14 protein-coding genes and 3 pseudogenes are annotated in these 12,686 nt (G+C 40.7%); 2 read left to right on the top strand and 15 right to left on the bottom strand.

Features of this window, described 5'->3' with window-relative positions; all coding sequences use genetic code 11:
* Window positions 1-6 precede the first annotated feature (6 nt).
* The 14 genes and pseudogenes from glmU to ACPC57_RS05940 all read right to left on the bottom strand — a co-directional run bounded on the left by glmU (window position 7) and on the right by ACPC57_RS05940 (window position 9,955).
* The gene (gene glmU, locus ACPC57_RS06005; RefSeq protein ID WP_434066505.1) at window positions 7-1,389 is read right to left on the bottom strand and encodes a bifunctional UDP-N-acetylglucosamine diphosphorylase/glucosamine-1-phosphate N-acetyltransferase GlmU; all 1,383 of its coding nucleotides are present in this window, start codon (window positions 1,387-1,389) and stop codon (window positions 7-9) included.
* Between the two features lie 177 nt (window positions 1,390-1,566).
* A complete protein-coding gene (locus ACPC57_RS06000) occupies window positions 1,567-2,037 on the bottom strand; it encodes an ASCH domain-containing protein (protein ID WP_434065493.1) in 471 nt (156 codons plus the stop codon).
* Window positions 2,034-2,585, bottom strand: coding sequence for a GNAT family N-acetyltransferase (locus ACPC57_RS05995; RefSeq protein WP_434065492.1), 552 nt, complete (start codon window positions 2,583-2,585; stop codon window positions 2,034-2,036). Before ACPC57_RS05995 ends, ACPC57_RS06000 begins: the two co-directional genes overlap by 4 nt.
* 12 nt (window positions 2,586-2,597) lie before the next feature.
* On the bottom strand, window positions 2,598-3,296 hold the full coding sequence (locus ACPC57_RS05990) for a 3-oxoacyl-ACP reductase (RefSeq protein ID WP_434065491.1): 699 nt from the start codon (window positions 3,294-3,296) through the stop codon (window positions 2,598-2,600).
* Window positions 3,289-3,525, bottom strand: coding sequence for a DUF2829 domain-containing protein (locus ACPC57_RS05985; protein ID WP_434065490.1), 237 nt, complete (start codon window positions 3,523-3,525; stop codon window positions 3,289-3,291). The genes ACPC57_RS05990 and ACPC57_RS05985 overlap by 8 nt, the downstream gene beginning before the upstream one ends.
* Before the next feature lie 79 nt (window positions 3,526-3,604).
* Entirely contained in the window at window positions 3,605-4,072 is a 468-nt protein-coding gene (locus ACPC57_RS05980) for a hypothetical protein (protein WP_434065489.1), read from the bottom strand.
* A gap of 42 nt (window positions 4,073-4,114) precedes the next feature.
* Complete coding sequence (locus ACPC57_RS05975) at window positions 4,115-4,258, bottom strand: hypothetical protein (protein ID WP_277837657.1); 144 nt, start codon at window positions 4,256-4,258, stop codon at window positions 4,115-4,117.
* A 168-nt stretch (window positions 4,259-4,426) separates the two neighbouring features.
* Complete coding sequence (locus ACPC57_RS05970) at window positions 4,427-5,221, bottom strand: hypothetical protein (RefSeq protein WP_289648370.1); 795 nt, start codon at window positions 5,219-5,221, stop codon at window positions 4,427-4,429.
* Between the two features lies 1 nt (window position 5,222).
* Window positions 5,223-5,540, bottom strand: a complete 318-nt coding sequence (locus ACPC57_RS05965) for a PadR family transcriptional regulator (protein ID WP_002936711.1) — start codon at window positions 5,538-5,540, stop codon at window positions 5,223-5,225.
* Window positions 5,537-5,701: a hypothetical protein gene (locus ACPC57_RS05960; protein WP_434066504.1), complete on the bottom strand. Its 165-nt coding sequence runs from the start codon at window positions 5,699-5,701 to the stop codon at window positions 5,537-5,539. Before ACPC57_RS05960 ends, ACPC57_RS05965 begins: the two co-directional genes overlap by 4 nt.
* A gap of 558 nt (window positions 5,702-6,259) precedes the next feature.
* Window positions 6,260-6,601 carry a P-II family nitrogen regulator gene (locus ACPC57_RS05955; protein WP_024391727.1) on the bottom strand — a complete coding sequence of 114 codons (342 nt, stop codon included), beginning with the start codon at window positions 6,599-6,601 and terminating at the stop codon, window positions 6,260-6,262.
* Between the two features lie 14 nt (window positions 6,602-6,615).
* Entirely contained in the window at window positions 6,616-7,851 is a 1,236-nt protein-coding gene (locus tag ACPC57_RS05950; RefSeq protein ID WP_217375179.1) for an ammonium transporter, read from the bottom strand.
* Between the two features lie 233 nt (window positions 7,852-8,084).
* Window positions 8,085-9,218, bottom strand: a pseudogene (locus tag ACPC57_RS05945) (ABC transporter permease); the annotation flags it as partial.
* Window positions 9,219-9,269: 51 nt separating this feature from the next.
* A pseudogene (locus tag ACPC57_RS05940) lies at window positions 9,270-9,955 on the bottom strand (IS6 family transposase).
* A 430-nt stretch (window positions 9,956-10,385) separates the two neighbouring features.
* On the opposite strand from ACPC57_RS05940, the gene ACPC57_RS05935 reads away from it, so the two are divergent.
* Together ACPC57_RS05935 and ACPC57_RS05930 are read left to right on the top strand one after the other, a co-directional pair.
* Window positions 10,386-11,993, top strand: coding sequence for an Nramp family divalent metal transporter (locus ACPC57_RS05935; RefSeq protein ID WP_434066519.1), 1,608 nt, complete (start codon window positions 10,386-10,388; stop codon window positions 11,991-11,993).
* A gap of 8 nt (window positions 11,994-12,001) precedes the next feature.
* The gene (locus ACPC57_RS05930) at window positions 12,002-12,439 is read left to right on the top strand and encodes a universal stress protein (protein ID WP_434066503.1); all 438 of its coding nucleotides are present in this window, start codon (window positions 12,002-12,004) and stop codon (window positions 12,437-12,439) included.
* 112 nt (window positions 12,440-12,551) lie between these two features.
* Here the strand turns inward: ACPC57_RS05930 and ACPC57_RS05925 are convergent.
* Window positions 12,552-12,686, bottom strand: a pseudogene (locus ACPC57_RS05925) (IS6 family transposase); the annotation flags it as partial.

The raw sequence follows: 12,686 nt of genomic DNA, 5'->3' as shown, positions 1-12,686 counted from the left end.
ATATACCTATTTTTGACTTGGATGGAAGGGGAAACGTGTCGCATAACCTTCTTTATTTTCTTGGCGACCACGACCAATACCAATTGCATCTTTGGGAATATTTTTTGTAATGGTTGAACCAGCTGCTAAAAGAGCATGGTCACCTACAGAAATTGGAGCCACAATTGTCGAGTTTGACCCTACAAATACACCATCTCCGATTATTGTCTGGTATTTATGTTGCCCGTCATAATTTGCTGTAATTGTCCCTGCTCCAATATTGACACCTTTTCCAATCGTTGCATTACCAAGATAAGTTAGATGACCCACCTTAGAATGTTCGCCAAGTGTCGTTGCCTTAACTTCAACAAAATTACCTACATGTGCATCTTTACATAGAATTGATTGAGGACGAATATGGGCATATGGTCCGACCGTTACGCCTTCTTCAATAACTGATTCTTCAATATCTGAGTTGCTGATGACGACATCTGCTGCAATTTTCGCATCACGTACACGAGTACCATTGGTTAAAACAGTACGTTCACCAATCACCGTTTGACCTTTCAAGACAACATTAGCTTCGATAACAGCTTCTGCACCAATCTCAACATCAATATCAATATATGTAGCATCTGGGTTGATAAAGGTCACACCATTGACCATGTGTTTTTCATTGATTCGTTTGCGCATAACAGACTCAGCTGTAGCAAGAGCGACGCGATCATTGACACCCAAACTTTCGTCAAAATCACGCAAGACATAAGCACCAACCTTCTCGCCTGCCTGACGGAAAATCGAAATAACATCTGTCAGATAGTACTCACCTTGGGCATTGTCCGTATTAATATCTTTAAGCGCTTCAAAAAGACGTTTATTATCAAACAAGTAGGTCCCTGTATTGATTTCTTTCACTTTTTTTTCAACATCATTGGCATCTTTTTGCTCAACAATTTTTTGCACTTCCCCATCAGCATTGTGAATAATCCGACCATATCCGAATGGGTTATCAGCCTGAGCTGTCAATATGGTTGCAACATTTTTGTGGCTAACATGGAAATTAATGAGGCTCTTCAAGCTTTCTCCTGTTATCAGCGGTGTATCGCCTGCAATAACTAGGGTCTGACCTTCCAAACCTGCAAGAGCTGGCTCAGCCATCATAACGGCGTGGCCTGTTCCCAACTGTTCTGATTGAAGAGCAAACTCTGATTGACCTTCTAAAACAGCTTGAACCAATTCTGCTTTGTGGCCGACAATGGTTACTGTTTTAACAGGTTCCATAGCATCAACTGCACGTTTGACATGCTCCAACATGGTAATTCCTGCCACTTTATGTAGGACCTTTGGCAAATCAGACTTCATGCGAGTACCCTTACCTGCCGCTAGAATAATTGCATAGTTATTGCTCATAAATAATTCTCTTTTCTTCGTAATAACACTATTATAGCAAATTTTGATTTTTTTGGAAAATGGCAGTTTTATAAGGATTTTTCGTAAATAAAAAAAGAAACTGGAATGAAGCCAGTTTCTCAACAATTTCTAGTATTAGAAAACAAACTACAGGTTGATTGCTTCCAATAGAATTGTCTATTTAGGGTAAGCCAATTCAAATTCTTCACAGACGACTAGCATATCTTCTGAGAAGGACAGGTCTGCTTCTGCCAGCCAGATAGTAAAAAGGTCTTCATGAACCTGTCGCCAGTGGATCAGACTTTTCGCTTTTATGTCAGACAAGTCACCTCCCTGACGGAACTCGCCCTCCTTATAGGCATGTTCTTTCGTCACTTGGGAAAAGGGCGTCACATAGACCTTGGTGGTCTGGATAATGCACACAGCCTTACCTTGTCCGTCCAGAATGATGTCATAGCCACCAGCTGTTGGGACATCTTCTCCCTCTACTCCATAGAGGGCATGGGCAGAGCTGGTCGAAGTTTTTATGCCCCTGGCCACCAAATCGGCCAGTCGATCAGCTTCCGCCCCAAAGGCCCAGGGCTCCGGCTCAGAACCAGCTTGGGGATTGATTGCAAGAAATTCTTGCCAGAGTTGTGTTGGTGTCATGGGTTTTCCTTTCTAGAATACCATTCCTCTCTCGTCAATAAACTCACTCGTTCGGTACGAACTTCATCGATGAGTGGGAAATGCACATCTTCCAAGAGGTATTGGTAAACAAAACCCAGTTTTTCTTGGACACGTAATGATTTGCAATTTTCTACAAAAGCACGACACCAGATTTTCTCTAGATTCAATTGGGAAAAGCCGTAATCCAGTAAAACTTGACTAGCCTCTGGCACCAATCCCTTTCCCCAAAATGAATGACCAATCCAATAACCAATCTCGGCCTCTGAATCAGCCAATTCAAGACCACCTTTCTTGCCAATCATCAGTCCAATACTGCCAATCACCAGTCCTTTTTCTTTGTGAACAAGGGCATAGGTTTCGGGTTGGCTAAGGACTGTCTTGATAATTTCTCGACTTTCTTCCACGCTCTGATGAACAGGCCAACCCGCTGCAGGACCAACTTCCGAATGACTGGCTTGAACAAATAAATCAGTTGCATCTGTTTCACTCCAAGGTCGGAGCATCAATCTATTGGTTTCAAGAATCATCGAATTTCCTCCCTACTTCAAACTCCAGCCACCGTCAATGGTGATAATTTGGCCTTGCATGGAAAACAGTTTGCCACTGGCGAGCATAAAGGTCAGCTCTGCGATTTCGCTGGGCTGGGACCAGCGTCCGATAGGTGTCTGATCTGCCACCCAATCCGCCAGACCACCCGGCTCAAAGTCCTTCTGGGTCATGCCTGTTTGGACGGCACCTGGAGCGATACCAAAGACCTGGACCTTGTCCTTGGCATAGTCCAAAGCCAACTGCTTGGTAAAGCCTGCTAAAGCGTGCTTGGAAGCAGTATAGGCTGAGCCCCCTCCTCCTGCTAGACTGGAGGCAATGGAGCACATATTGATAATGATGCCAGACTGTCTGTCCACCATTTGCTGCAGATAGGGGCGAGTCAGTCTAGTCACCGCAAAAAAATTAACCGCGAAGATGCGAGCTAATTCATCCTCCTCGATATCCAGATGGGGACGGTATTCATCTAGAATGCCTGCGGTGTTACAGAGGACGTCGACTGTCTGGCACCATGAAAAGACTGGGCTTAAATCGCCTGTCAGGTCCAACTGTAGAAAGTGGAAATCTCCTGCCAAATCAGGCTTGCTGGCCTGATCAATCCCGTACACACGCCAGCCATTTTCCAAGAAAATCCCTGCCTGAGCTAGTCCAATACCGCTGGAAACTCCTGTGATGAGGGCTGTCTTAGTCATGGACTTCTACCCAGTCGGTCGCAAGGACATCGCAGGGAGTCGGGCTCCACATGGAGAAGCCTTCGCCCTCGCCCGTTACGTTGATGAGGAAATAGGGCGTCACCTCCAGCTTTTGCCCGTGGACCTCAATGGTGTCAAAGAGCTGGACGTAGTTCTCCGCTCCACCCCAGCCTGTACGAACGTACTTTTTCTTGGCCTTCAAGCCTGGTAAAATCTCTTCGAATGTCATTTGAAACTCCTTGTTCTTCTATCTTTCAACCATTATACCAAAAAATCAGACTACTCTAAAGAGTTGCCTGATTGTATTTCTACCCCATATTCTCCTTTTTCAATAGGAAAAATGTGCCTGCAAGCGTTGAGAATAGAGCAAGAACCATAAAGATAAGAGGCAACCAACCTGTCCAATCCCGCGGTCCATAGCCAAACTGACTCGCAGTCATCTGACTAAAACCACTCAGAACAGTTAGAAGATAGGCAGGTACAAAAACAGAAACAATCGGCGATCTCTTTCGGTAGTACCAGATTCCAACTGCAAGCCCTAACAGTATTAGTATTGAAGCCCACAAGGGCAGGGGAATGCCCTCATAAAACTGACGACTAATCCAAAAACGTAGTCCAACTAGCCCCCACAAAACTAAGCCCCCAAGCCCCATCAGAAAATAGTACTTGATTGATGACCCTTCATAGACTAGGTTCTTTATGATGAAAAAAGCAGAGCTGGGTAGAATGAGTGCCAGGAGAAAATCACACAGCAAGCTCCGCCATTCCAAAATCATGTCACCCTTATCCCCAAATTCTCCCGAGAAAGACCAACCAATTTAAATTAAGGCCAAGAAACCTGTCAATCGCAGAACATAATACCAACGAATGGGCGACAGGTCAGACAAGAGTTCATCCGCCAGCTGCTTGCTATCTTTTCCTAAAAATTCCTCTGCTGACTGACCATCTGCTTGAGCCTCCAAGACATCTTGATAGATAGCAAGAGTTCGGTCGTTCTTTCCTCCTGCTCATGAAAGGCTGACGCCAGTATCAAGTAAGCAGGGAGCTTGCGCATATATGCCTTGTTTTCCTTGGTCAACTTCCCCTGTAAGCTGCTAATAGCATTCAATTTTATCTGTTACTTGTTCATCTTACTTCTCCTTTTTCATCAACAAAACCGCAGTTCCAATCCAAAAGGCCATGGCTGGAAGAATGAGCAAAACCAGATTGAGCCAAATTGGGACGGTCATAGTCATATGTACAACTCCGCTCAATGCTATCAAAAGATAGGTCGGCAGAAAGACATAGCGTACTAGCTTTTCCTTTTGGAAGAATAGCAGAGCGAGACCGATGAGGAGGACTGGAATCAGGCTTGTCCAACCAGTCAAAGAGATGTCTGTACCATCCGGCAATAGGGTGAAACGACCGGCCAAAATTGCTACATAGACCAGTGTAAAGCCAATATAGGTCGCCCAAATTTTCAGCTTAGAAGTTTGGTAAATTAAATTCCGTAACAAGAGTATGATGCCAGCCGGCAGTAGAAAGGCCAGCAAACTATCACACACCAGTGCTAACCAATTAAATTGGACTGTGCCTGATCCTGCAAATTCCATGAGAAATCCACTGCCGACATAGACCAGCCAGACAAGCCCTGCCAGGCGACCAACTTCCTTGACTCCAATCGGAGGCAAATAGTTCAACAAATCATCCGCCATCTGCTTGCTGTCTTTTCCTAAGAATTCCTCAGCCGAAAGCCCGTCTTTTTGTGCTTCAAGTACATCTTGGTAAATGGACAAGAGTTGGGCAGTCACTGCTTCTTCCTGTCTGTGAAAGACAGAAGCAATCATCATGTAGCCATTAATCCGACCCATGTATTCCTTGTTTTCCTTGATCAACTGGCTTTCAATCACTTCAATCTGCTTGCGGTATTCCATTTGTTTGCTCATCTTATTCTCCTTTCAATCGCTGAACCTTTTGAACCAATTCCGTCCACTGGCTCCAAAAATCTTCTAGATAAGCCTTTCCCTGGTCTGTCAGATAGAAATACTTCCTGTCGGGTCCATCTGGCGAGGGCTTATTCTGACTAAGAATCAGGTCATTTTTTTCTAACTTTTGAAGGAGTGGATAAACCGTCCCTCCGACCATGTTTTCAAAGCCCTGATTTCTCAACTCCTGAACCAATTCATAACCATAAATCTCCTTCTGGCTGATAATTTGTAATACACAGCCATCTAGGACCCCCTTGAGCATCTGGGTTTCTTTCATAAGCCCTCCTCATCCTCTGCAAAAAATCCAAACAGCAAGCCTGACGCTAACATGATGCCTAAGATTAATATAGAATCCATGGCCCAGCCTGTTATAATCGCCATCACAAGCGTGATGCCTGCTAGTTTCCAATTTTCGCGACTTTTCTTATCCAGATTCATACTTCCTCCCATCTAGTTTGTAATACCAACTAGTCTGATAAAAACAAAAGTGATTTTCTTTGTCTTTTACCACTAGTTTGTTTTACCTATTAGTATTATATCTATAGTATAATATAAGATAACTAGTATGTAAAGCAATATAGTGAAAAATATTCAAAAATAAATCACTTTTAAAAGTTTGCGTTAACATCTCAGCACAGTAATAGATTGCTTCAATAGTCTGGGGAGAGACTGTTGAAGGTAGGAAATAAAACAAACGCAGTTTGTGTCCAAACAATCTGGGAGACTGTTGAAGGTGGGAAAAGACAAGCTGAGAGACTAATGAAGGGGGAAGATAGAAAGTTGCGGTAGCAACTTATCTTAGAACCTGTAAAAAAAAAAACTTGGGTTGCCCCAAGTTCATCATATCTATTTCTAAGAACCAATATTCACCAATGACAAACTTTTAGATAAGAAAGCGATCTACACTGGTTTTTGAGAGAACACTAACTGTATTTTGACAAGAACTAGTGTTGAAAAGCTTACTTAAATGAAAGTGCTGAGCTGTGAATCCAAGTTCTAAATTGCATCACGACCACGTTCCCCTGTCCGGATGCGAACAACATCATCGATTGGCTGAATAAATATTTTACCATCACCGACTTCCCCTGTTCGGACTACAGTAGTGATGACATCAACAACTTCTTCGACTGCGGCATCTTCAACAACAATCTCTGCTTTTACCTTAGCAAGCATGGTTGGAGTCACCTTTTGACCACGAACAAATTCCGCAAAGCCTTTTTGATTTCCAAAACCCAGAACTTGTGAAATCGTCATTCCCTTAGCAACTCCTGCACTAGTTATGGCAACCTTAAGATCTTCTAATTTTTCTGTACGAATAATTGCTTCTATTTTTTTCATCAAAAACACCTCTCTTATGAATCTAAGCCCATAAATGTTGGATAAGCTGTCTCACCATGTTCTGTATCATCCAAACCAACTACTTCTTCTCTATCTGAAACGCGGAGTGGCATGAAGAATGAGATTCCCTTTATGAGAACAAATGTCATGCCTGCAGACCAAACAATTGTAAAGACAATCGCTGCGATGGTTACCAAGAACAGGCGTGGATTACCATAAATCAAGCCAATATTGTCAGGGTCGAGAGCCAATTCAGGAGTAGTAAACAGTCCTGTTACGATACCGCCAAAAATACCACCGACACCATGACAGCCAAAAGCATCTAAGGCATCATCGTAACCAAGTTTATGTTTCACAATAGCAATTGCATAGAAACAAACTGGACTAACCAATAATCCGATAATAACTGCACTCCACGTTGATACAAAACCAGCCCCGGGCGTGATAGCAACCAATCCAGCTACTAATCCTGTTGAAGCACCGACAAGTGATGGTTTTCCATTCTTTAAATATTCTAACAAAATCCATGAGAACATGGCCGCTGCAGCTGACAAATGTGTCGTTACCAAGGCATGAACAGCCAAACCATCGGCTGCTAAGGCAGAACCTGCATTAAAACCAAACCAACCGAACCAAAGTAAGCCAGCCCCCAATAGGACAAATGGTACATTATGTGGACGGTATTCGAGGCGATTAAAGTCCCTGCGCTTGCCAACTACCAAAGCCAAAACCAAGCCACTTACCCCTGATGTAATATGGACAACATCACCACCAGCAAAGTCAATTGTACCCCACTGAGCAAGTAACCCTCCATCCCAAACCATATGGGCAAATGGATAGTAAACTAAAAGAAGCCAACCAACTATGAAGATTAAGAGAGGTTTAAATCGCATCCGTCCCGCTACGGATCCTGTTAAAATCCCAACAGTAATGATAGAAAACATCATCTGAAAAACTGCGAAAAGTGAGTCCGGAATCGTCAAGCCCCTTGTACTCTCTGAGTCACTGACGCCTTGGAAAAACGCATGTCCAAGATCACCAATAAGATTTCCATCCCCTGAAAATGATAGAGAGTAACCAACAGCGAACCACACCACCGTTGCGAGGGCTAGCGAGACAACAGACATCATCATCGTTGAGATGACATTTTTCCGCCTCTCGAGACCACCATAGAAGAAAGCAAGGGCTGGCGTCATTAAAAATACCAAACCTGTACAAATCACTATAAAGGCAATACTTGATCCTTCAATTTTCATAAGCACATCTCCTTTTCTATCCCTTAATTGTTAGCACTTATCTTACTGTCTTCTTTTTTTATAAAAGGCAAGAACGATGACACTAAACAACTATAGAATGAACTTTTTGTTATGCTATATACAATATCACTATCTTCTTAATCTGTAAATATTAAATTGACAGAAAATTCTAAAAATGTTCCACGTTATGTTAGAAATATCAAAAAAATTGGGAAACCCCCAAGTTTTTAGGAAACAATTTGTTTATAAGTCCGTGTTGTTATTACAAAAACCATCAAGTAGAGCAAGAAATAGACCAAACAAATTCCTATCGTTACATGTAACATTAATTCCATATTTACGACACCAATTGAGAAAAGGATGGCGGATAACATCTTATAGGCAAAACCAAGATGAACTATAGCCAACAAGATTGGAAGGAAAAATACCATCAACAACTGCTTACGGATGGACTGTCTGGCTTGATTCTCATCCAGACCAACCTTGGTCATGATGATAAAGCGATCTCTGTCTTCATAGCCTTCTGAAATCTGTTTGAAATAGATGACCAATACCACCGCCATAAGGAAGGTGAGCGATAGCAAGAGCCCAATGAAGAAAAGTGAACCAGCAAAACTAAAGAAGTTACGTGTTGCGTAGGCACGATAGGCGAGACTAATGGCGTTCGTTCCATCCGGTAATATATTGGACTCCCAAAGCTCACTTTCAAAAACACCTGATAAGAAAGTCTCTTAGCTATCTACCTGTTCTTCTTCTGACAAACTGCTTTCAAAGCCCATATAATAGTGATTCTCAGCTTGATTTTCAAATATTGTCAAATCTTGAACCACAACGATCAAATACTGGCTTACATTGAAAGACACCTGGTCTGGATGATGTCCCAAGGTTACATTTTTAGATAAGACTTGAGCAACTTCCATCTCCTTTTCATCAGAGGTCAGGGGTTGACCAGCTTGAAACTGGACTCCTTTGCTATAAATAGCCACTTGATTAGCTACAAACCCCAGATGTTGGCCAGTCATTTTTTCATAGCTGGCTTGATCAAGGATAAACCCAATACCAAGGTATGAGAAATCTATACTAGCGGCATCTTCAACTGTAAAAAATCTTACTTGCTGATGGGTCACTTCAGAAAAATAGGCTTGTTGGTAGGGATAGACTACCTTACTTTCCACAGGAATCTTCGCCTCTTCCAAGATAGCATCCGCCCACTCCTCCACTTGTGTTTTTGAAGGGGTAGGTTCCATGACAACATCAATCGAAAAATCATTTGGATTCTGGTTGGCGATATAATCTTTACCACCGATGTAAATATTAAGTCCTCCAACCATGGTCACTAAAAACATAGTGGATAAAATGGTTCTGTTGCGAAGTTTGAACATCAAACGCGCCCTCTCTGAACTCCAAATATCTTAGGCTGTTATTCCCATTAATACCTTGATTTCAGTAGACACCGAAAAGCCGAAGAGCGTTCCATTTCTTCGGTTCTTTTTATATATTCCTCGAATGGTCTCCATGCCCTTAATCGTGGAAGAGGCTGTACGGAGACTTTGATAAAATTTATTCCGTCGTTTAATAGGTCGATGGTCTTGTTCTATTAAATTGTTAAGATACTTCATAGTTCGGTGCTCTGTCTTAGTATATAAACCCACACTCTGTAACTTTCTCAAGGTGGAGCCAAGAGAAGGTGCTTTATCGGTCACAATTGCTTTCGGCTCACCAAACTGTTTATGGAGTCGTTTTAAGAAAGCATAGGCTGCTTGCGTATCCCGTTTCTTTCGTAACCAGATATCTAAGGTTAAGCCGTCCGCATCAATTGCACGAAAAAGATAATGCCAACGTCCCTTAATTTTGATATAGGTTTCGTCCATTTTCCATGACATGAATAGAAGGATTGTCTATTTTTCTTCTTCCAAATATAATAGAGAACTTTGCTGTACTCTTGCACCCAACGATAAATCGTAGTATGACAAACATTTATTCCACGATCATATAACAATTCCTGAACTTCACGATAGCTTAGATTGTAACGCAGGTAGTAACCAACAGCGACAATAATGACGTCTTTTTTGAATTGTTTGCCTTTAAAATGATTCATTACTCTGTCCTCTCTGTCTTTTTTCTCAATTTTACACTAAAATAGATTTTTTGGAAAACTTTGCAACAGAACCAGTTCGTCTATGGTAAGATGTTTGTAGGTCATTTATGGTTAATCTCCTTTGTTTTCTTTCGTCGGAAATACAATTTGAGTGTACCATAAATGCCTTTTTATTTTTATAACTTAATTTTACAATTCGCGCCTCTAAAAATATTTTGGTCAACCTTATTTTTTTATCGACTATTTCAACAAAAAACTTGAATATTAACAATGGTAATTATCATATAGATATATTTTTAACGTGTACAATTGATTCATTCCGACACAAATGAAATGAAGGCAAATAATATTAAATTAGGCGGATATTTATTTTTTTTTAGGCTTGCCTAATATTTTGCTTTAATTTTATAAAAAATAAGTGTATACTTTTATTATATTCTTAAAGGATGGTGGAAATATTTTGAAAGATACAACAAGTCAGTTTGGTAAAGAGCACAAACCTCGATTAATTCAGCATGCGAATGGTCCCTCTTTAGAGGAAATTAACGGAACTGTCGAGGTACCCAAAGGCAAAGGCTTTTGGAAAACCCTGTTCGCCTATTCTGGACCGGGAGCATTAGTTGCTGTGGGATATATGGATCCAGGCAACTGGTCTACTTCGATTACGGGTGGGCAAAACTTCCAGTATTTATTAATGTCGGTCATTTTAATGTCTAGTTTAATTGCAATGCTATTACAATATATGGCTGCTAAATTGGGAATTGTTAGTCAAATGGATTTAGCTCAAGCAATTCGAGCGAGAACGAGTAAAAAACTAGGAATCATTTTATGGATTTTAACGGAATTAGCGATTATGGCAACAGATATTGCGGAAGTAATTGGCGCATCAATTGCTCTTTATTTACTTTTTAATATTCCGCTTGTCGTCGCAGTCTTTATTACGGTATTTGATGTTTTATTATTATTGTCGTTAACGAAAGTTGGTTTTAGAAAAATTGAAGCAATAGTTGTCTGTTTGATTTTTGTAATTCTTTTTGTGTTTGTTTATCAAGTAGCGTTGTCTGATCCTAATTGGGGGGATGTACTTAAAGGATTGGTTCCGACTGGTGAAACGTTCTCCTCTACACATTCAATTGGTGGTCAAACGCCTTTAACTGGTGCATTAGGAATTATTGGTGCAACCGTTATGCCTCATAATTTATATCTACATTCGGCTGTGTCTCAGACTCGAAATATAAATCGTACGGATGAAGATGAAATCGCCAATGCTGTACGATTTTCAACTTGGGATTCTAACATTCAATTGACTCTCGCTTTTTTTGTTAACTCCTTATTGCTCATAATGGGAGTTGCTGTTTTTAAAACAGGAGCAGTGAAAGATCCATCATTCTTTGGGTTGTATGAGGCTTTATCAAATTCGGATACATTGAGTAACGGAATTTTAATCACCGTTGCAAAATCAGGTCTTCTTTCTACATTATTCGCAGTCGCGTTACTAGCTTCTGGACAAAATTCAACGATTACCGGAACTTTAACTGGACAAGTAATTATGGAGGGATTCATTCATATGAGAATGCCAATTTGGCTAAGACGTTTAATTACGCGTTTGATTTCAGTTGTCCCAGTGTTAATCTGTGTAATTATTACAAGCAGGCAAGGAACGATTCGGGAGCACACAGCGTTAAATACACTAATGAATAATTCACAAGTCTTCTTAGCTTTTGCGTTACCATTTTCGATAGTACCATTATTAATGATGACTAATAGTGAGGTGGAAATGGGAAGCCGGTTTAAAAATTCGACAGTTATTCGGATACTAGGATGGGGTTCAGTAATTGGATTGACATATTTAAATTTGATTGGATTGCCCGGCCAAATTGAAGGTTTTTTTGGTGAAAAGGTGACATCAAGCCAACTTGTACTAGCTGATTCTATTGCTTATGTCATTATAGTCGCAGTATTACTACTGTTAGCGTGGACAATTATTGAACTGTATAAAGGAAATAAAAAATATAATCAATTAATTAATGAAAGGTAAGATGCACTATGGAAGGATTTGATGAATTTAAAAATATTTTAGTTGGGGTAGATGAATCAGAAGGAGCTCAAAAAGCCTTTCAATATGCTGTAAAGCAAGCGAGTAAAACTGGAGCCGCATTACTGATTGCCTCAATTTTAGAAATTGAAGAGTTGAATGTTTATGAAGTGTTAGACCCTGAGTACTTGAGCCAGAAACAAAGTCAATTGTTACTTAATTTGAAAAAGTACAAACAATATGCAGAAAATAGCGGTGTAAAAAACATTCAGCTGTACAGTGGAGAAGGTGATCCGGCCGAGGAAATTACTAAGACGATTTTGCCAGCAACATCTGCAGATATCTTAATCATTGGATCGCGATCAATGCATGGAATTAAAGGATATTTTGGTTCGCATGCTACTTATATGGTTAAAAATTCTCCAATCTCAATTACAGTTATTAAGTAAATATTGCAAATAATATGTATTTGGGTCAATATCTTGGACAAATTTTAATAGAGATTGTGGTTCTGATGCGAAGTTTGAAAATCAAACGCGCCCTCTCTGAACTCCAAATATCTTAGGCTGTTATTCCCATTAATACCTTGATTTCAGTAGACACCGAAAAGCCGAAGAGCGTTCCATTTCTTCGGTTCTTTTTATATATTCCTCGAATGGTCTCCATGCCCTTAATCGTGGAAGAGGCTGTACGGAG

Source organism: Streptococcus sp. VTCC 12886 (assembly GCF_049893425.1).
Lineage (GTDB): Bacteria > Bacillota > Bacilli > Lactobacillales > Streptococcaceae > Streptococcus > Streptococcus suis_AA.
Note: the sequence above shows the minus strand (reverse complement) of the source record. Positions and strands in the feature narration are given on the sequence as shown.

Coding starts and splice junctions, on each gene's coding strand:
- ACPC57_RS05995 (WP_434065492.1), bottom strand. CDS start 2,585: ATGATTCTTGAAACCAATAGATTGATGCTCCGACCTTGGAGTGAAACA.
- ACPC57_RS05930 (WP_434066503.1), top strand. CDS start 12,002: ATGGAAGGATTTGATGAATTTAAAAATATTTTAGTTGGGGTAGATGAA.
- ACPC57_RS05985 (WP_434065490.1), bottom strand. CDS start 3,525: ATGACATTCGAAGAGATTTTACCAGGCTTGAAGGCCAAGAAAAAGTAC.
- ACPC57_RS05980 (WP_434065489.1), bottom strand. CDS start 4,072: ATGATTTTGGAATGGCGGAGCTTGCTGTGTGATTTTCTCCTGGCACTC.
- ACPC57_RS05965 (WP_002936711.1), bottom strand. CDS start 5,540: ATGAAAGAAACCCAGATGCTCAAGGGGGTCCTAGATGGCTGTGTATTA.
- glmU (WP_434066505.1), bottom strand. CDS start 1,389: ATGAGCAATAACTATGCAATTATTCTAGCGGCAGGTAAGGGTACTCGC.
- ACPC57_RS05990 (WP_434065491.1), bottom strand. CDS start 3,296: ATGACTAAGACAGCCCTCATCACAGGAGTTTCCAGCGGTATTGGACTA.
- ACPC57_RS06000 (WP_434065493.1), bottom strand. CDS start 2,037: ATGACACCAACACAACTCTGGCAAGAATTTCTTGCAATCAATCCCCAA.
- ACPC57_RS05960 (WP_434066504.1), bottom strand. CDS start 5,701: ATGAATCTGGATAAGAAAAGTCGCGAAAATTGGAAACTAGCAGGCATC.
- ACPC57_RS05970 (WP_289648370.1), bottom strand. CDS start 5,221: ATGAGCAAACAAATGGAATACCGCAAGCAGATTGAAGTGATTGAAAGC.
- ACPC57_RS05955 (WP_024391727.1), bottom strand. CDS start 6,601: ATGAAAAAAATAGAAGCAATTATTCGTACAGAAAAATTAGAAGATCTT.